Source organism: Neobacillus sp. GCM10023253 (assembly GCF_042653105.1).
Classification (GTDB): Bacteria; Bacillota; Bacilli; order Bacillales; family Cytobacillaceae; genus Neobacillus; species Neobacillus citreus.
In genome coordinates, this window is record NZ_JBHSHV010000012.1 from 279,277 (window position 1) to 297,857 (window position 18,581).

Sequence of the window (18,581 nt, forward strand, 5' to 3'; positions counted from 1 at the left end):
TCTCACCTCATTAAATTAATTTTTTCATTTCCTCATCGTACGTTTCTTGATCAATCTTGCCTGTTAACAGCTTTTTCCTAAGTTCCTTTTTAGCTTCAACATTAATTGTCTTATTTTCCTTTTTACTCGAAGCTTGTTTCATAACTTGAGGTTTTGTTTGTTTCTGTTTTTTGGCCGCACTTTGAACATTTGCCTTCATTCCTAGGTAGACGAATGCTCCGGCAATAATCAGGGCGATGCCGATAATAGACGCTCCGCCGATGCCGATAATAGGCTGTTTTGCAGTGTCCTTAGTACCATTGCCATCTAAAACTTGATCTGTCGCGCTGCCTTTCACGCCGGAATGGTTTTCATCATTTGGTGGTTGAACCTTGCTCATCGCTTCCATCGTTGATTCTGTTCCCGGTTTCTTGTAAGAAAAGGAATATTTTAAATTTTCACCGGCTTTTACATTTTTATATTGATAAAAATAGAGTTCTTCTCCATATTCATTTTTTGAATTCTCCTGCGCCTTTGGCTCAGCTTGAATATCCTTGGCATTCATCGGCGCGTAAAACACAACATCAAGCTGTTCTGTTTCAGCTCTGTTTGTAAATTCGTATGTAAAACTTTTTTGGTCCTTCACAGCAATAGACTGCGTATAGTATTCAATTACGAATTGATAGGTTTCGTTATTTTTAATGGTCTTACCTGGTTTCCAGGCAACCACTCCCTTGTCTTTGTCAACATCATAAGGCCGCTGAACCTCCGGCTTATCTTTTTCTGGAAATTCGGCTACTAGGAAGGCCTCAAACCCTTTATCCTTTGCAGGAACAGGAATTTCTATTTTCCCATCATAATCTTGCCCGCTTTTATTGGTAATTGTTCCGTACATTCCGACCAGCAAGGAAGGAATCTCCCTCGACGGCCAATCCTCCGGATAGTCAAACTCCGGCATGACTTGAACCTGCATACTCTTATATGGAAACTTTTCCGGCTGAAATATTGTCTCTGCGCTTGCCTTTGGTACGATCAGGCTTGTCATAAATGCTAAAATAACGAATAATGCCATCCATTTCTTTTTCCGCATAGTTATCCTCCTTGAATCAAAAAGCTCGTTAAAACCGTGACTTTTTCACTATAGTCCTCTTTGAAATAAATATAATCTTTCTCGGTTGCCTGTTGTTGATGGACTATTGAACATTTTGTTAACCGGCAAAAATCGTTACCTTTTCGTCAAAAAATAACCATAAATTGTTCACATTTGTAAAAAAGGGATATTTTTTACATAATAAAAAAACAGCCATAAATCCTTTAAAAGATTCAAGGCTGTTTTTTATGTCATTTCGGTTCTAGTGAACGGATATAGGCGGTTATGTCAGAAATATCCTGTTCGGTGAGTTGTCGGGCACCTTCTAGGCCTTTCAATGATGGTCCCATCCGGGTTTCTTCTCTCCCATAAGCTGTCCCAATCCAAATTTGTTTGTCACTTGTATATTTCAAGTATTGGGGACTGGAAAGGGCTGTTCCCATTTTGATTTTTCCTGCTCCATTTTCCCCGTGGCAGGAGAGACAATAAAGCTTATATTGTTCCTTGCCTCGTTCAGGGTCTCCTAATACAGTTGCAGATGCTTTTAAGTCGAGTTCTTCAGTCTGCCATTCTCTCATAAACGCAACTAGATTCTTCAAATCCTTGTCGGACAAACGAGTTTCATAGGAGGGCATGCTTGTCCCTTCACGCCCATATTTCACATAATTGTAAAGGTCTTGATCAGAAACGGAACTTAAAAAATGTTGATTATTGATCGCTGTCCCGTCCTTTGCTCCTTCACCTTTTCCTGTTTCGCCATGACAGGCAAGACAGTTTTTTGCATACACTTTTTCTCCTGCCGCAATGGCCTTGGAATTTTCACTGCTGAAAATGCCGCTATTGGCAATGCAAAAAACAATGCCAATTGTAATTAAAATATAGGTTCCGATTAAAATTTTCTTCATGGGCTGCTCCTTATTTTGGTTCAGGTGTAGGAGTCGGTTCCCCAAAATCTTCGTACTTCGTCGTAATTAGGTCATAAATCTTCTTAGGGCTTTTACCGTCAAGATGCATCTCTACCGCCTCCCGGGCGATATCTATACAGACGTCTCACGATATTCCCATCGAATCCCATTCTTTTACGGCATTACCAGACCCGAATTGGTCAACGAAGCAATCGAGGTTACTCTCATGGCCATCCTGCGCAAAACAGCCGCAATAGCATGGGACCTGCGCCAGTACCTTTGGGTATGTAGCTGCCATAATATAGGTTTCTTTAATTTGATCAGATGAATTTAACACATAATCAGGCAGCGGTTCGTGCTTTTTATCAAGGGCCCATTTTTTATCACTGACATTGGATCCGCACCCAGCTGCTATAAGGACAATAGCAAAACAAAGAACAAAAAGCGAAGGTATTCTTTTCAAAAGTTGTCACCCCTTCCAGCTTGATATCACAAATTTATTTTAACAAAAAGAATGACAGCCATCAGACGCTAATTCTTACTATTTAGTGAAGTTTTTAAGCTTGATAAAGTACAAATAATAGATTCAATGAAATAAATATAAATCGCCGGAGACTCCGAAAGGAATGTCCGACGATGGGTATCTACATGTTCATCATGTGACCGCCTGTGCTTGTACCAATGGATGGGTCAACCATTCCAAATATCATTGCCACATGCGCAACTACTAAGAACATTCCTACAAAAAAGGCATGTGTTTTTAGTTTTTCAACAGCGTTTTTATTTTTAAAGACGATACCCAGGTCAAGAAGCGCCATGCCTAATAACGGCACAACCCCCAGCAGGTAGAAGGTAACGGCGGTTACGTCAATCCATCCCTTCCATTCGCCGTTAGCCGTCAGCGGGATATACGCATTCATTAAGAGATATATAAATATTCCGGTGAAATAAATCCCGGCAAAAATGCTGACTGCCTTATTTACTTTCTTTAAGGAACCATCGAGCTTACGGGAAAATAAGATTCCCAGTTCAGTAACAGCGATTGTTTCCGCACATATGACTGGAATGGCCATAAAGATAATTAAATTCCAGGGCTGATTATCAGCAAGCAATCCCATATAATGTGTCATGTTCATAATTTCTCTCTCCTATCAAATACTCTATATTATTTAAGAAACTGCTTTCTCACTACCTCTAAGTCAACAGCCGTTACATCATCAACAGCTTCAATAATCCCTAGTAATTCCTCCTCATTAAGATAAATTCCATAAGTTCCAGTGCGGTCCAGTGTGAAATCAACTTCGGCAATCGCCTCCTTACCGGTAAATTCAGCCGCAATTTGCTTTGTTTTCGTATTCAGGATTAAAAAGCTCCCGGCAGCTTGATCAAATTGCGATAAATCGATTGTCAGCTTCGTCTTAATTCCTCTATTAACCACCATAACTAAAGGTTCAAACTCGTAGCCAATTCCTTTGACAGCTAAGGATTGTTGATTATTAGTAACCTCAGCCTTTCTTACCAGACGCTCAGTTGGGACCTTGCTAATATCATTTCCATATATGCTTGCCTTTGTCTCGGAAGAGCTTTCGGCTGTTGCCTTAGTCGAGGCATCGATTCCGTCCGCATTGCTGCTTGAAGCAGAAATTTCCCCAAGATTATCAACCACCTTGATCATGCCCCGCTTCATTCCCATCCAGCAGCTAAATGGGATATCTTCAGTTCCCGGTGTAAATTCAATAACGTTTTTACCGTTTTGCAGCTTTTGCTGCACATTCATATCAGGAACCACGATCGTATTATTGCATCCGGTCAGCTGTTTGACATCAACGACCCACTTGACGGGCATCCCTTTTTTTACATATAAAACTCTTGGGGTGTAGCCGTATACGTCCGCCGTCATATTTAGAACCTGCACGCCATCCTTGATGGTTGCTTTAATCGCATCAGTGGAATCCGCCGACGAATTTGAGCTGGTTCCGCCAACGCTTGCCATGATGTCCAGCGGACCAGTTTGCACACCGGCAAGTGCCAGCCCCCTGTTGCTCATAATCAGCCCGAGCACAATAATGAGAATTCCACTGAATTTAAGGATTTTCTTTGTATACCCGTTGCTTAACAGTCCCGAAAGAGCTCCAAAGCTTAGCATTAGCGGGACCGTACCAATGGAAAACATAAACATGGACAATGCCCCAGTTAAAGCACTACCCGTACCAAGCGCATAGATTTGCATCGTCTGCAATGGTCCGCAGGGCATTAAGCCATTAAGAAATCCAACCAGAAAGGGCGTTCTTGGCATTTTCACCTTCTTACAAGTGATAGCAGGCAATTTAAAATGCAGCTTTCTAAAGACGCGGAATCCGGCCATATTAAAGCCCATAATCATCATAAATGCCCCTGCAAATATCTGAAGTCCGGCTTTGGCTGCCAACGAAAGGGCAAACACCGACCCGATTGCTCCAATAACTCCGCCAATGATGGTGTAAGCAGTCACCCTCCCTAGGTTATAAAGAAGCGATGGCTTTACGGCATCCCATCTATTATTTTTTTCTTTACCAATTGTCTGGGACAGCATGATGCCACCGCACATCCCTACACAGTGGAGCGAGGTGATTAACCCAACGACAAACAAAACGGCATACGAGGCTGAGTTAAGTTTTTCCTCCATATTAAAACTGCCGGTATTGATGCCAAGGAGGACAATAGCAGCAACAATGATAAATATGCCGATAAATTTATAACCCTTTGAACCCTCTGTACTGTATCCGGCCTGTCGGATTGCGTCTTTCAGCAAGCTTAAAGTACATTGGTCTTCGTCAAATTCAATATCAGCAAATTGACCACTGAAACTTGCTTGAACATTTTTTACCCCCTCTAGCTTTTTCACGGTTCTTTCTACCCGTTTTTCGCAGGACGAACAAGTCATATCGTAAACTTTTAATCTGATCCGTTTGACACTCATAGCGGCCACCAGCCTTTAAACGAATTCCTTTACCTTCTTGATAGCTAAAGTATAAAAAACTGATATGTTGGTGGTATGAAGAAAAATAAGGGCTTGGTGACCAATTTGTGGACATAATTTTTCTAATTCTTGAACAACCTTCAAGCTGCCCATAGGGGGTTATCCACTAAAATATTTATCTTGTCTCCCGTACTATTTTGTAAAACAGCCGCTTAAAGATGTAACAATGAGTACATCATTGGGAGTGGCTGCCATGAATATTGATGGAGTTTTTTCCGGAGGAGGAATAAAGGGATTTGCGCTTATCGGGGCGTGTGAAGAAATTGAAGAACGAGGTTTTAAATTTGTCAGGGTCGCTGGAACCAGTGCTGGCTCCATAATAGCCGCTTTAATTGCCGCTGGTTATACAAGCAAAGAAATCTATCAGCTCATTGACGAAGTGAATCTAACTAAACTGCTTGATACCCGCAAAACCATCATACCTTTTAAACTCGCCAAATGGCTGTTACTTTATTGGAGATTAGGGCTCTACAAAGGGAACGAATTGGAAAAGTGGCTTAGGATAAAATTAGAGGCCAAAGGACTGAGAACATTTTCCGATTTACCGCCTCAAACGTTAAGGATTATCGCTTCAGACCTTTCTACCGGACAAATGGTTGTTATTCCTGATGATTTACCGAAATACGGAATTTCACCGGGCTCTTTTCCAATTGCCAAGGCCATCCGCATGAGCTGCAGCATCCCATATTTCTTTGAACCTGTAAGATTACGGACAAAGGACGGGACTAATGTTTTAGTGGACGGAGGGGTATTAAGCAATTTTCCAATGTGGCTTTTTGACCAGGAGAATATAAAAAAAACAAGACCTGTCCTCGGCATCAAATTAAGTCCAAGTGAATACGAACATGAAAAGCATAAAATAAACAACGCGATTGAGCTTTTCGGGGCATTGTTTGAAACCATGAAGGATGCTCACGATTCCAGATATATTTCCAAAAAACATGCCGAAAATATTATATTTATCCCTACAGAAGGGATAATGACCATTGAATTTCATTTAACCGAGGAAAAGAAACAGGAGCTTGTAAACTTAGGCAGGGAACGGGCGAAGAGATTTTTGAATAAATGGAGTTTTTAATAAAGCAGTTAGAAAAAAGAAAAATCGAGCGTTTAAAAAGACGCCCGATTTTTCTTTTTTCCTTTTTTTCCATCAATGACGGTAAGATGGGCAGGAGATTTCTTTTTGGCCTTGCCTTTCTTTAATGTCGTCAATGTACCTAAAGTGGAACCTTTTACATTTGTCTCTCCACTTCGATGCTGCAAGCGTTTTTTAGACCTTCTTGCTGCTTTAAGAAATGCCCGCTGCTCTTTTTTCTGAGGGCTCGAATTTGAAAACTTGCGAACAACAAAATATATGACCAAACCAATTAAAACGAAGACAGCTATTTTTTGCAAAAATGCAGCCGGGTCAGCCGTAAAAGAACCATAAAGCCCAAGTAAAGCAAGGATAATTAGTACCCCCACAATATATGCGGATGTCCGATTTTTCAAGAAAGCCACCTCCCTAAGAGCATCATAAGCATTTTTTTATCCTTTTAAACACTTCCTAACAACGATTTAGACAATTTCTTCTTGTTTGACGAATCTGTCTGTTTCCTCTTCCCTTCTTAACAATTCCTTAAAGGAGAGTATGGCTACTTCCACCTGTTCATCATTTGGCTCCTTGGTTGTAAGAAGCTGAAGCCAAAGACCTGGCAGACCTAGATATTTTAAGACAGGAACGTCTCTTAGTTTATTTGTAAATTGGAGAATTTCGAAGGAAATCCCCAACACTACCGGTATTAATAAAAGGCGGTCAACAATCCTCAACCACAACGGCGAGGTCGGTACCATCAAATATACAAAAACACCGACAAAGACAGTAAATAGGATAAAACTACTTCCACAGCGGTAATGAAGCCTTGAATGGGCCTGAACGTTAGCTACTGTCAGCTCAGCTCCGGACTCGTAGGTATTTATTACTTTATGCTCAGCACCATGATATTGAAACACCCTTTTAATCAACGGAGTTAAGGAAACAAAATAAATATAGGAAAGGAGAAGGATAAGCTTGAAGAAACCTTCAATCATGACCTGGGAAAAATCCGATGAAAAAATGGGCTTTGTCAATTCCGCTAAGAAAACAGGAATAAGCGTGAAGGCAAATTTACCAAATAAAAATGAAATAACCCCGATTACCGCCACACCCAGGTACATCGTCATTTTAGAAACTTCTTTTTCCTTTAAGGTGTCATCCTCCTTTGGGTCTAAATCAAATCTTTCAGTTGAAAAATTTAAATGTTTAGAACCATTGGCACTTGCTTCTATTATAGCAACGATTCCACGAATAAACGGAATTTTTTTAATTTTCGTTAAATAAGGATTCGTTTTACGTGGCAGATGGAAATATTCGACCGAATGGTCCTTTCTCCTTATTGCGGTAACATAATGATGTTTACCGCCGAACATAACTCCTTCAACCACGGCTTGACCGCCATAAACATTCTTTTGTGTATCAGACATTAGCTAGAACACCAACCTATGCAAAAGTAGCACGATAGCAGAAATGATAAATCTGTATGTACTTAAATGTATTCTACTAGAAAAACGAAAAAACCTCTAGGAAATGACATACATTTTCCATTTAAATTAGAAAAAAATTTTTTTATGCAAGGATTGTTGTTACAGGGGCATAATAAAATTGGTATTTATTAAGGTACGAATCAATAATTTGTATCAAAAAGTTATGGAGGTTGTTGTAATGGCTTCTGAAAAAAAAGCGGGAAAATATCCTAAGCCGATGTCCTTGCCGGTAATGGTCTTTTGGACTGGTTTATTTGGAGGTGTTTTTTGGGGAACGATTGGTTTTTTTGCAAGCTACTTTAGTTTAACGGAAATTCGTCCAAATATAATCCTTGAACCATGGATGCTGGGGAACTGGAAATATGGCTGGAAAGGAACGATTTTGTCCATTCTCATCATGGGCGTGCTATCAGTTGGTGCAGCCTACCTATATTATGCGTTATTAAAAAAGCTGAAAGGTATGTGGATTGGCTTAGGATATGGAATCATTTTATTTTTAATTGTTTTTGTTGTTCTGAATCCTCTTTTTCCTGGGATGAAACCAATATTCGATTTAAGCAGAGATACCATCCTGTCTTCCCTTTGTCTCTATATTCTGTATGGGATTTTCGTTGGTTACTCGATCAGCTATGAATATCAAAATCAAGAAGTACAAAAAAACGAACCAGCCACTTAAACTGTTATTAGTCGTATTTGTGTGGTTATGATAAAATAATTGTGTCCGTTAACGGATTGGAAAAGGAGAGTGGACACGATGGAGAAATTAGAAAAATTAAGGTCAAGTTTTTCAGCAGAGGGAATCGATGGCATACTTATTACAAGCCCCTATAACCGCCGTTACATATCAAATTTCACAGGTACAGCAGGCATTGTTTTAATCAGTGCTGATAAAGCTCTATTTATTACAGATTTTCGTTATGTTGAACAAGCCCAAAAGCAATGTGAAGGGTTTGAAATCATTAAATTTTCAGATACGCTTCCTAAAGAAGTCGCTGAACAGGCGAAAAAAATAGGGATCCAAAAATTAGGTTTTGAAGAGGACTATTTAACATACTCTTCCTTTAAAGTATATGAAAAAGAGGTAGAAGCTGAACTTGTCCCTGTTTCGGGATTAATCGAAAAGTTACGCTTGATAAAGACCGATTCAGAGATTAAGATATTAAAGGAAGCAGCGGATATAGCTGATGCCGCATTTAAACATATTTTAGACTTCCTTCGGCCGGGAAAAACGGAGCTGGAAGTATCGAATGAGCTGGAATTCTTTATGAGAAAAGCCGGAGCAGTATCTTCTTCCTTTGATACCATCGTCGCTTCAGGGTATCGCTCGGCCCTTCCGCATGGTGTTGCCTCTGATAAGGTCATTGAAAAAGGGGATATGGTCACCCTTGATTTTGGTGCCTATTATAAAGGGTATGTTTCCGACATTACAAGGACTGTTGCTGTCGGCGAGCCTGACGCCAAGCTGAAGGGAATTTATCAGATTGTCCTCGACGCTCAATTACGCGGCATCGATGGTTTTAGACCTGGAATGACAGGAAAAGAAGCGGATGCTTTAACTCGGGACTACATAACAGAGCAAGGGTACGGAGAGTACTTTGGACATTCCACCGGACATGGGATTGGGCTTGAGGTTCACGAGGGACCTGCTCTTTCATTAAAATCTGACATTATCTTAGAACCAGGTATGGTTGTAACTTGTGAACCGGGCATTTATATTCCTGGACTTGGCGGCGTTAGAATTGAAGACGATACGCTTATTACGAAGGATCATAACGAAAGGCTCACACATTCTACAAAAGACTTAATTATTTTGTAACTATTTTAGGAGGATTTGCCAATGATTTCTGTTAACGACTTCCGTACTGGATTAACCATTGAAGTGGATGGCGGCTTATGGCGCGTCATGGACTTCCAGCACGTAAAACCTGGTAAAGGAGCAGCGTTTGTCCGCTCTAAATTGCGTAACCTGCGTACCGGAGCCATGCAGGAAAAAACATTCCGTGCTGGCGAAAAAGTAGAAAAAGCACAAATTGATAACCGTAAAATGCAGTATCTGTATGCAAGCGGCGACCAACACGTGTTTATGGACATGGATTCCTATGAGCAGGTTGAACTGCCTGCTGCAAGCATTGAATATGAATTAAAGTTTTTAAAGGAAAACATGGAAGTTCATATCATGATGTTCCAAACCGAAACACTTGGAGTTGAACTGCCAAACACGGTTGAACTTGAAGTAACTGAAACTGAGCCTGGCATTAAAGGTGACACTGCATCAGGCGGCTCCAAGCCGGCTACGATGGAAACCGGTCTTGTTGTTCAGGTTCCTTTCTTCATTAACCAAGGTGACCGCTTGATCATCAACACAGCTGAAGGTACTTACGTATCCAGAGCTTAATTGTTAAATGAAAACTCGCCGATTGGTGAGTCCGTAAGGACGATGACAGAGGCGTAGTTGAATTTATGCGTTAAGAAAGTATAAAATTTGGGAAAATTTTATACTTTCTTATTAGCTAAAAGAGCCTTAAGACCCTATTTGGGCGCTTAAGGCTTTTTTATTTTCGGAAAACAGATGGTAAATTTACTACCTATTCCTTCTTCACTCTCTGCTTCAATGGAGGCATCGTGCAGTTGTAAGATGTTTTTAACAATGGTCAGGCCAATTCCATTTCCCTCAATTTCCTGCCTGCTTTTATCTCCCCTGTACAATCTTTCGAAAATAAAAGGGAGGTCCTCTTTGTTAATACCAATGCCAGTATCAACTACTTCCACAATAATATCATCATTCTTTTCATATAATTGGACAAGAATCCTGCCGCCTGCAGTAGTGAATTTAATGGCATTTGCCAGCAGGTTAACAAATACCTGCTTGATTTTATCTTTGTCTCCGGTAATTGAAAACTTTTTATCCGGTTGAATGGCGAGATCGATTTTAAGTTTTTTCTTTTCAGAAGGTGCATGAAAATCACGACAAAGCTCCAGTAGCAATTGATCAAGTTCGATGATTTCATAACTAAGCTTGGTGCTTTCAGACTCAAATTCCTTTAAGACATTTAAGTTGTTAATCAGTCTGCCAAACCTGATTACCTCCTCATTTAGATAATGAAGCTTTTCTTGCGTAACTGGATATACCCCGTCAATCATGGCTTCTAGATTGTTTTGCAGGACATTTAACGGTGTCCTTATTTCATGTGAAATATCTGAGATTAATCTCTGTCTGAGCATATCCTGAAACTGTAATTTACCAGCCAATATGTTTACACTTTTTCGCAAGTCCTCTAGCTCGTGAATGTTGCTTTTCACAACGGATTTACTGTTAAAATTTCCCTTGGACAAGTCAACAGAAAGCTTGGCTACTTCCTTAATAGGACTCGAAAATTGCTTCGAAAAATAGAGACCTAAACCAGTTATGATGAGGAGGGTCAACAGTCCGCTGGCAATTATGCTTTTATTTATGGACGATTTAAAGTTTTGATCTTCCTCCGTTAAGAGGACAGAAGAATACTGGCCGATATCCACATAGCCAACTACTTTATCTTCCTCATTAAGCTTAAATGTCTTTGTGGTATAAACTCCTTTTTGCTGGACTGGCATTGTCCCCATGTTTAATTGGTTTTTGATTTCCTTCGGGTCCATTCCCCAAATCGTTTGCTCATGCTGGTCCCTTAACGTAATGCAATAATTGCCCATATAGGCCTCATGCATGAGTTCAATTCCGGTATTTTCTGTTAATCTGCCATCTTTTTTATAGGCATCTTCAAAATAGGCAATAATTCTTTCGTACCTCTTGTTTTGAATGTCCATCATGTATTGATTAAATTTATTGGTAACTGTAAGATTTACAGTCAATGTCACAAGCAGGATAGAGGCAATGGTGCAAGCAATAAAAAATAAACTTAATCTGCGGCTAATGGAATGCATTTTAGCTCACCGCCAAATTTATAGCCTGCTTTCAGGACCGTGATAATATATTTTGGGTTTCTCGTATCCATTTCAATTTTCTTGCGGATATTTTTGATATGGACATCAATAGTCCGATCAAAGCCATCAAAATTTTCACCATATACCTTCCCAATTAGCTGCTCTCTTGATAATACCTTGCCCTTACTAGCCGCTAATGCCCAGAGAATATCAAATTCATTCGGTGTGAACGGGATTTCTTCTCCCCTCACGGTAACCAGCCTTTTTTCAAAATGAATGGATAAGTTCCCATCATCAAAAATCATCCAGACTGATGAGTTTGTGCCGTTTAATCTGCGGAAAAGAGCATTGACCCTTGCTGTCAATTCCCTTGGACTGAAGGGTTTAACTAGATATTCATCGGCGCCAATATTTAATCCTTCAACACGGTCATTTAGAGAACCTTTTGCTGTCAGCATAAAAATATGGACATCTGATGTTTCCCGCATCATTTTGCAAACATCCTCTCCAGCCATATCGGGGAGCATCAGGTCGAGAATAACAAGGGCTATATTCGTTGATTTAAAGATTTCTAATCCTTTTGATCCATTGCCAGCCCAGTAGACTTTGTAGCCGTTCTTCTCTAAATAAGCTTTGATTACATCTGATACGCTTCGTTCATCCTCAATCAATAAAATTTGGTTCATTTGAAATCACCTGATTGCTTTTTTTGATAAGTAAAGTATACTTGCTGGCAATGGTGAAAACGCAGGAAAAGGCTGACAATTGTGTGTCAGCCTTTTAAAAATTTATATTTTAACTTTTTGTAATCTAAGTGCGTTCAGAACAACAGACACCGAACTGAACGCCATTGCTGCCCCAGCTAGCCAAGGAGCTAGGAACCCAAGGGCTGCAATCGGAATGCCCAGGGAATTGTAGGCCATCGCCCAGAATAAGTTCTGCTTTATGTTTGTGATTGTTTTTTTGCTCATGAAGATAGCATCTGCAATGCTGTTTAAGTCACCGCGAATGAGCGTGATATCAGCCGCTTCCATGGCGACATCGGTGCCTGTCCCAATGGCCATTCCAATATCTGCCACGGCAAGAGCAGGTGCATCATTAATGCCGTCCCCGACCATTGCCACTTTCTTGCCTTCCGCTTGCAGCTTTTTAATTTCTGCTGCTTTTCCTTCAGGCAAAACCTCCGCGATGACGGTGTCAATTCCTGCTTGGCCTGCTATGGCCTTTGCTGTCTGCTGATTATCACCAGTAATCATGATAACCTCAAGACCCATCTTTTTGAGGCGGCTGATGGCTGTTTTGGAGGTTGCTTTAATTGTATCAGCGACCGCCACAATCCCTGCATATTGCCCGTCGATAGCCGCTAACATTGCAGTTTTCCCGGCTCTTTCGAGTTCTTCCATTTGAGGAAGTACAGCTTCAATTTCCACATTAAATTTCGTCATAAGCTTTCTTGTACCAATTATTAATTGCTTTCCTTCCAGTGACGCTTTTATTCCAAAACCGGGGATGGCTTCAAAATCGGTTGGCTCCTTTAATAATACACCCTTGTCTTTAATTCCCTGCACAATGGCCTGGGCAAGCGGATGTTCTGATTGCTTTTCAGCCGAACCAACCAAGCTTAAAAATTCTTCCTCAGTAATTGAATTGGTGTGGCGGACATCAGTTAACACCGGTGTCCCATTTGTTACTGTACCCGTTTTATCCAAAACCACCGTTGTGATGCGGTGGGTCATTTCCAAATGTTCGCCGCCTTTAAAAAGAATTCCATATTCAGCGGAACGACCGGAACCGGCCATGATTGAGGTAGGTGTCGCCAATCCTAAAGCACACGGACAGGCGATCACTAATACAGCAATCATTTTTTCTAAGCCTTCAGCGAAATTACCGGGTTCTACCCACAAATACCAGATCATAAAGGTTATTACAGCAATGGTCACGACAACTGGAACAAAAACTCCGGATATTTTGTCGGCAAGCCGTTGGATAGGGGCTTTGGAGCCCTGCGCCTCTTCAACCACTTTAATAATTTGTGCTAAAGCGGTATCCCGGCCAACCTTTGTTGCTTCAACTTTTAGAAAACCATTTTTGTTCAGCGTGGCTCCGATGACTTCATCGCCAATTTTTTTATCAACCGGAACACTTTCACCGGTCAGCATTGACTCATCGATAGCAGATTGGCCCTCTACAATTCTGCCGTCAACAGGAATTTTTTCGCCTGGCTTGATGTAAAGGATATCGCCGACAATGACTTCTTCAATCGGGATTTCCATTTCGCGGCCATCGCGGTTTACAGTAGCCGTTTTGGCTTGGAGCCCCATCAATTTTTTGATTGCCTCTGAGGATCGTCCCTTTGCTCTTGCTTCAAAAAGCTTGCCTAATATGATTAAGGTGATTAAAACAGCACTGGTTTCATAATAGAGTTCCACCATATGAACACCTTTGCCAATCGTGGTGATCGACAAATATAAACTGTAAAAATAAGCGGCCGATGTTCCCAATGCAACAAGTACATCCATGTTGGCACTTTTATTTTTTAAGGCTTTATAGGCACCGATGTAAAACTGGCCGCCAATTAAGAATTGAACCGGTGTAGCGAGGAGCAGTTGAAACCATGGATTCATGAACATATCCGGTACCCAAATAAAAGATGTAAACGAAAAATGCCCTGCCATTGCCCATAAAAGCGGAAAAGACAAAATTGCCGAGAAGATAAATTTTTTTGATTGCTTTTGGATTTCCTTTTGGCGATGGTCTACTTGATCTTTTGTTTCCTCTTTGAGTCTTGCCCCGTAGCCAAGATTTTCAACCTTTTTTATGATGTCTGCAGTTGTCAGGGCGGAACCGTTGTATTCTACAGTTGCTTTTTCAAGTGCCAGGTTAACGTTTGCCTTTGTGATGCCATCTAGCTTATTTAAGCCCTTTTCAATCCGTGCCGAGCAGGCTGCGCAAGTCATTCCTGTAATATCAAATTCCACTTTTTCGGTTACGACATCATAGCCTAAATCTTTAATCTTCTGTTCGATTTCTTCCAGTTTTATCTGGGAAGGATCGTACTTAATTGCCGATTTTTCTAATGCAAGATTGACAGTTGCTGTTTCTACTCCGGTTAGTTTTTTCAGACCCTTTTCAATTCTGGCCGCACAGGCTGCACAGGTCATACCGGAAATTTGCAGGCTTGTTTCTTTTATAGTTTGACTCATAGTAAGTCAACTCCTCATATAGTGAGTTGAAATTGTCTTTTTAAACTACATCATAGCCTTGATCATCAATTGTTTCTTTGATTTGATCGAGGCTGACGGTTTGCGGGTTGAACTCGACATCAACCGTTGCTGCGTCTAAATTCACCTTAACGGCAGTGACACCATCCAGGGTCCCAACGCTTCCTTCAACCGCCTTTACACAATGTCCACAAGACATTCCTTTTACGTTTAATGTTACTTTTTCCATGTTAATCATCCTTTCAAAAATGTATTTGTTATTTTTGATTTCTAATTTTATGTTACTATACCCCCCTACCCTATGTAAAGTGTTTTGTCTGGGTTTCACAAAATGTCCACATATGCTGCTGTAGCTTTGTTTATGTTTTTAATCTAGCAAAACAATATAAAGACCGTATGTAGTTTTTTATGTGTCATGAAACGGTCAAATTTAATATGCCCCTTATTGTTTTGAAGGGCACGTGTTTGGGCAAAAAACTGGGGATATTTTTACCTTTGTGCTTCTTGAAACGGTTCCTCGGGCAATATAACTGCTCTATTTTTACCGTTGGGCTTCTTGAAACGGTTCCTCGGGCAATATAACTGCTCTATTTTTACCCTCGGTGCCTCCTAAGTGATGCCTTGGGCAAGATTGATTGCCTTCCGTTAAGTATTTTCTCTTAACGTTTTTTCGTGCAAGTATAAATAAATATAATAAAAAAGAACACCGATGTTAACCGATGTTCTGAATCATTTTATTTACGCTTTGCCCCAATGTATTTTGGCTTCCAATAGGTATTGCTTGTATAAGTGATCATAATTCCTTTAGAAGATGATGCCATAATCATTTTGCCTGCTCCAATATACATAGCCACGTGGGTTGGTCTGCTTGCTTTTGTTGGGGCGAAGAACATTAAATCGCCGGGCTGAAGACTGCCGACACGATAACCTCGATTATAGAACATATCAGCCGCTGTTCGTGGCAGTTATACAAAATTATATTGATATAATTTTCATGGATAAATATAAAAAATAAGAGAATGGAGTAAATCTCCATCCTCTCTCAAAAGCATTTTATAGACCACACTTTAATTGTGCGCCACAGTTTGTGCATGTATTACAGCCGCCAATTTCTTTAACTTTTCCTTTGCGGCATACCGGGCATGTGTTGCCGACTTCAGAACCAATCGTTACGTCTGTTGAACGAAGGTCAGTGATGGTTTCGACTAAGACTACATGCTGCTTTTCTTCTTTTTCAAAGATAGATAATTGTTCATTTGTGTTTTCTTCAGCTTTCAATGTTAAAACCTGAGAATCACGTGAACCGTCCACATAGACAGTACCACCTTTTGCACCGCCGCGATATAAACGCTCGTATACCTTTTCAACCTGCTCAACGCTGTATCCTTTTGGTGCATTAACTGTTTTACTGATGGAACTGTCAATCCAGCGCTGGATGACACATTGGACATCTGCGTGTGCCTCAGGAGCAAGATTCATCGCAGTCACAAACCAGTTTGGCAGGTTATTTGAATCTGCTTCTGGGTTACGGTCTAAATACTCTTGAACGATGTCTGCTTTTACTTCGATAAATTTACCAAGGCGTCCGCTGCGGAAATATGAGAATGAGAAATAAGGCTCTAATCCAGTTGAAACGCCAACCATGGTACCAGTGGAACCCGTTGGAGCAACAGTTAGCAAATGGGAATTCCTTATTCCGTTTTCCACAATAGATTCACGGATTTCTTCAGGCATTTTCTTCATAAATCCGGTATTAATGAATGCTTGGCGCAAGCGGTTTGTTTCCTCAAGTGTTTCACCAGTTAAGAATGGGAAGCTTCCCTTTTCTTTCGCCAATTCAACAGATTCTTTGTAAGCTGTAGTTGCAATTGTTTCGAAAACTTGATCGACCAGGTTATTTCCTTCAGGTGAACCGTACTCAGTTTCGCAGTAGATAAGCAGGTCGTGCAGACCCATTACCCCAAGACCGACGCGGCGTTCACCAAGTGCTTGCTTTTTGTTTTCGTCTAAGAAGTATGGAGTAGCATTGATGACGTTGTCCTGCATACGGACACCGACTGCTACTGTATTTTTTAACTTTTCAAAGTCAACTGTCTTAGTTTCCTTATCCGCCATTTCTGCAAGGTTTACTGCAGCAAGGTTACAGACGGAAAATGGTGCAAGAGGCTGCTCACCACATGGATTCGTTGCTACTACCTGCTGACCATATGCTTTAGCATTTGTCATGTCATTTGCATTATCAATGAAGAAGATACCAGGTTCTGCAGAGTAAGTCGCACAAATATTAACTAAGTTCCAAAGTTCTTTTGCCTTAATTTTTTTGTACACACGAACTTTATGGCCCAGTCTTTCCCACTCACGAACATCTCCAACTTCATGCCATTTTTCATTATAGATTTTCATTTCCTCTTGGTCGTAGTTTTCTACGTAAGGGAAACGAAGTTCATATTCACCATCATTTTCAACAGCTTCCATAAATTCCTTCGTCAAGCAAACAGAGATGTTTGCTCCAGTGAGGAACTCTGGATTATGAACTGAATAAGTACCGCCAGTTGCGAGTTTTTCCTCAGCATCTGCAATAATTGATTCGCTGAAACCACCATAACCAGGAATGTTTTTATAATTTACAATTCCTTGGTACATCGCTTCTTCTTGAAGGGTGAATGGTTTAAATTTCAGCTTTTCTTTAGCAAGCTTTTTGATTGTTTCATCAGATGTATTTTCAATTAAGAATCTAAGGATTCTAGGATTTTGCATCTTAGAAATAATGAATTCAATGATGTCAGGATGCCAGTCCGCCAGCATGATCATCTGGGCGCCCCTGCGCGAGCCACCCTGCTCAACAAGGTGAGTCAACTTCGCAATATCATCTAACCAAGAAACCGAACCAGACGATTTGCCGTTTACGCCTCTTGCCAAGGTATTCCTTGGCCGTAATGTCGAACCATTGGTTCCAACACCGCCGCCGCGGCTCATGATTTCCATTACCTGCTTGCGGTGGTCAGAGATTCCTTCACGGGAATCCGCTACGAACGGCATTACATAGCAGTTGAAATAAGTTACCTCAGTGCCAGATCCCGCGCCATAAAGAACACGGCCGGCCGGAATGAAGTTCAAGCTCACTAGCTCTTGATAGAACTTTTCTGTCCATTCGATGCGCTTCTCTTCCGTCTCTTCTACAGCAGCAATGCCAGTCGCAACACGTTTAGCAATCTGCTCATAGAAAAGCTCTAACGGCTTCTCAATGACATCGAGCGAACTAAAAATAACTCCAGTTTCTGCTGCTTCACCATCGAGGACACCTCTAAATTCCTCTTCTACTAAAACCTTAGCTTTCTTCTTCTCCCAATCGATTTCCTGAATGTATCCTAAGCCGCGTGCCGGGAATTTTGGATCTTCTTTAATCGTAAGAACAACAAAGTCGCCATTTGTGAGGGTGATTTTTTCAGTATCTTTGAAGGTGTAGCGGTCTAACATGACTAAACGCGAAACACCCTTGTGAGTTATTTTCATATCAGGGGTGACCGGGTGCACCTGTGGAAATAGGCGGATATCCTCATTCAACCTCCCAAAATCAATATTCAATTCTTGTCTAAAAACTACAGACATGAATACAACTCCTTTATCTATATATTCTCTATCTTGTGTAAGAATCTAGTAAGCTTTTGCTTATCTAGTTGATTTAATAAATTTAAGTTACCATATATGAACATAGCATGGCAACAAAAAATCAATATATAGTACCGAAAATATTTTCGACACCCCTATATATTGTATGTCATGCAAAAAACAATTATTTTGTCAAACTTTAAAATAAATAGATTCACGAGAAAATAAAAGATATAGTGCAATTTTCGCTATAAAACGAGAAATTTTAACAATTTTCG

Annotated in this window: 17 protein-coding genes; 4 read left to right on the plus strand and 13 right to left on the minus strand. The window is 40.6% G+C overall.

The features are described from left to right. Positions 1 to 10: 10 nt before the first annotated feature. The 5 genes from ACFPA1_RS15480 to ACFPA1_RS15500 all read right to left on the minus strand — a co-directional run bounded on the left by ACFPA1_RS15480 (position 11) and on the right by ACFPA1_RS15500 (position 4,933). Entirely contained in the window at positions 11 to 1,069 is a 1,059-nt protein-coding gene (locus ACFPA1_RS15480; RefSeq protein WP_213144884.1) for a hypothetical protein, read from the minus strand. 251 nt (positions 1,070 to 1,320) lie between these two features. After that, the gene (locus tag ACFPA1_RS15485) at positions 1,321 to 1,974 is read right to left on the minus strand and encodes a c-type cytochrome (protein ID WP_213144883.1); all 654 of its coding nucleotides are present in this window, start codon (positions 1,972 to 1,974) and stop codon (positions 1,321 to 1,323) included. 10 nt (positions 1,975 to 1,984) lie between these two features. Then, the gene (locus ACFPA1_RS15490) at positions 1,985 to 2,437 is read right to left on the minus strand and encodes a PCYCGC motif-containing (lipo)protein (protein WP_338088289.1); all 453 of its coding nucleotides are present in this window, start codon (positions 2,435 to 2,437) and stop codon (positions 1,985 to 1,987) included. Between the two features lie 181 nt (positions 2,438 to 2,618). Next, positions 2,619 to 3,110: a DUF6803 family protein gene (locus ACFPA1_RS15495; RefSeq protein ID WP_213144882.1), complete on the minus strand. Its 492-nt coding sequence runs from the start codon at positions 3,108 to 3,110 to the stop codon at positions 2,619 to 2,621. Positions 3,111 to 3,139: 29 nt separating this feature from the next. After that, positions 3,140 to 4,933: a sulfite exporter TauE/SafE family protein gene (locus tag ACFPA1_RS15500; RefSeq protein ID WP_378584034.1), complete on the minus strand. Its 1,794-nt coding sequence runs from the start codon at positions 4,931 to 4,933 to the stop codon at positions 3,140 to 3,142. Between the two features lie 253 nt (positions 4,934 to 5,186). Here ACFPA1_RS15500 and ACFPA1_RS15505 point away from each other — a divergent pair, with 253 nt between their 5' ends. Further along, on the plus strand, positions 5,187 to 6,071 hold the full coding sequence (locus tag ACFPA1_RS15505) for a patatin-like phospholipase family protein (RefSeq protein ID WP_213144880.1): 885 nt from the start codon (positions 5,187 to 5,189) through the stop codon (positions 6,069 to 6,071). 32 nt (positions 6,072 to 6,103) lie between these two features. Here ACFPA1_RS15505 and ACFPA1_RS15510 read toward each other — a convergent pair whose 3' ends face one another. Together ACFPA1_RS15510 and ACFPA1_RS15515 are read right to left on the minus strand one after the other, a co-directional pair. Further along, entirely contained in the window at positions 6,104 to 6,493 is a 390-nt protein-coding gene (locus tag ACFPA1_RS15510; RefSeq protein ID WP_338088288.1) for an SA1362 family protein, read from the minus strand. Between the two features lie 57 nt (positions 6,494 to 6,550). Further along, positions 6,551 to 7,495 carry a DUF1385 domain-containing protein gene (locus tag ACFPA1_RS15515; protein ID WP_213144878.1) on the minus strand — a complete coding sequence of 315 codons (945 nt, stop codon included), beginning with the start codon at positions 7,493 to 7,495 and terminating at the stop codon, positions 6,551 to 6,553. Positions 7,496 to 7,733: 238 nt separating this feature from the next. On the opposite strand from ACFPA1_RS15515, the gene ACFPA1_RS15520 reads away from it, so the two are divergent. The 3 genes from ACFPA1_RS15520 to efp all read left to right on the plus strand — a co-directional run bounded on the left by ACFPA1_RS15520 (position 7,734) and on the right by efp (position 9,950). Further along, entirely contained in the window at positions 7,734 to 8,231 is a 498-nt protein-coding gene (locus ACFPA1_RS15520; protein WP_213144877.1) for a YqhR family membrane protein, read from the plus strand. Between the two features lie 78 nt (positions 8,232 to 8,309). Beyond that, complete coding sequence (locus ACFPA1_RS15525) at positions 8,310 to 9,371, plus strand: M24 family metallopeptidase (protein ID WP_378584035.1); 1,062 nt, start codon at positions 8,310 to 8,312, stop codon at positions 9,369 to 9,371. Positions 9,372 to 9,392: 21 nt separating this feature from the next. Beyond that, entirely contained in the window at positions 9,393 to 9,950 is a 558-nt protein-coding gene (gene efp, locus ACFPA1_RS15530) for an elongation factor P (RefSeq protein ID WP_213144875.1), read from the plus strand. A gap of 146 nt (positions 9,951 to 10,096) precedes the next feature. Here the strand turns inward: efp and ACFPA1_RS15535 are convergent, their stop codons facing one another. The 6 genes from ACFPA1_RS15535 to ACFPA1_RS15560 form a co-directional block, all read right to left on the minus strand. Then, positions 10,097 to 11,473: a sensor histidine kinase gene (locus ACFPA1_RS15535; protein WP_213144874.1), complete on the minus strand. Its 1,377-nt coding sequence runs from the start codon at positions 11,471 to 11,473 to the stop codon at positions 10,097 to 10,099. After that, entirely contained in the window at positions 11,449 to 12,159 is a 711-nt protein-coding gene (locus tag ACFPA1_RS15540; RefSeq protein ID WP_378584037.1) for a response regulator transcription factor, read from the minus strand. Before ACFPA1_RS15540 ends, ACFPA1_RS15535 begins: the two co-directional genes overlap by 25 nt. Before the next feature lie 102 nt (positions 12,160 to 12,261). Beyond that, positions 12,262 to 14,676, minus strand: coding sequence for a heavy metal translocating P-type ATPase (locus ACFPA1_RS15545; protein WP_378584039.1), 2,415 nt, complete (start codon positions 14,674 to 14,676; stop codon positions 12,262 to 12,264). Positions 14,677 to 14,716: 40 nt separating this feature from the next. Next, positions 14,717 to 14,923 carry a copper chaperone CopZ gene (copZ, locus tag ACFPA1_RS15550; RefSeq protein WP_213144871.1) on the minus strand — a complete coding sequence of 69 codons (207 nt, stop codon included), beginning with the start codon at positions 14,921 to 14,923 and terminating at the stop codon, positions 14,717 to 14,719. A gap of 505 nt (positions 14,924 to 15,428) precedes the next feature. Next, a complete protein-coding gene (locus ACFPA1_RS15555; protein ID WP_378584401.1) occupies positions 15,429 to 15,659 on the minus strand; it encodes a C40 family peptidase in 231 nt (76 codons plus the stop codon). A gap of 88 nt (positions 15,660 to 15,747) precedes the next feature. After that, complete coding sequence (locus ACFPA1_RS15560) at positions 15,748 to 18,303, minus strand: vitamin B12-dependent ribonucleotide reductase (RefSeq protein WP_378584041.1); 2,556 nt, start codon at positions 18,301 to 18,303, stop codon at positions 15,748 to 15,750. Between the last annotated feature and the right edge of the window lie 278 nt (positions 18,304 to 18,581).

Excerpts from the sequence above, each read along its gene's own strand:
- ACFPA1_RS15560 (WP_378584041.1), bottom strand. The coding sequence starts at position 18,303 with ATGTCTGTAGTTTTTAGACAAGAATTGAATATTGATTTTGGGAGGTTG.
- efp (WP_213144875.1), top strand. The coding sequence starts at position 9,393 with ATGATTTCTGTTAACGACTTCCGTACTGGATTAACCATTGAAGTGGAT.
- ACFPA1_RS15480 (WP_213144884.1), bottom strand. The coding sequence starts at position 1,069 with ATGCGGAAAAAGAAATGGATGGCATTATTCGTTATTTTAGCATTTATG.
- ACFPA1_RS15500 (WP_378584034.1), bottom strand. The coding sequence starts at position 4,933 with ATGAGTGTCAAACGGATCAGATTAAAAGTTTACGATATGACTTGTTCG.
- ACFPA1_RS15540 (WP_378584037.1), bottom strand. The coding sequence starts at position 12,159 with ATGAACCAAATTTTATTGATTGAGGATGAACGAAGCGTATCAGATGTA.
- ACFPA1_RS15520 (WP_213144877.1), top strand. The coding sequence starts at position 7,734 with ATGGCTTCTGAAAAAAAAGCGGGAAAATATCCTAAGCCGATGTCCTTG.
- ACFPA1_RS15505 (WP_213144880.1), top strand. The coding sequence starts at position 5,187 with ATGAATATTGATGGAGTTTTTTCCGGAGGAGGAATAAAGGGATTTGCG.
- copZ (WP_213144871.1), bottom strand. The coding sequence starts at position 14,923 with ATGGAAAAAGTAACATTAAACGTAAAAGGAATGTCTTGTGGACATTGT.
- ACFPA1_RS15525 (WP_378584035.1), top strand. The coding sequence starts at position 8,310 with ATGGAGAAATTAGAAAAATTAAGGTCAAGTTTTTCAGCAGAGGGAATC.
- ACFPA1_RS15535 (WP_213144874.1), bottom strand. The coding sequence starts at position 11,473 with ATGCATTCCATTAGCCGCAGATTAAGTTTATTTTTTATTGCTTGCACC.
- ACFPA1_RS15495 (WP_213144882.1), bottom strand. The coding sequence starts at position 3,110 with ATGAACATGACACATTATATGGGATTGCTTGCTGATAATCAGCCCTGG.
- ACFPA1_RS15545 (WP_378584039.1), bottom strand. The coding sequence starts at position 14,676 with ATGAGTCAAACTATAAAAGAAACAAGCCTGCAAATTTCCGGTATGACC.
- ACFPA1_RS15485 (WP_213144883.1), bottom strand. The coding sequence starts at position 1,974 with ATGAAGAAAATTTTAATCGGAACCTATATTTTAATTACAATTGGCATT.
- ACFPA1_RS15515 (WP_213144878.1), bottom strand. The coding sequence starts at position 7,495 with ATGTCTGATACACAAAAGAATGTTTATGGCGGTCAAGCCGTGGTTGAA.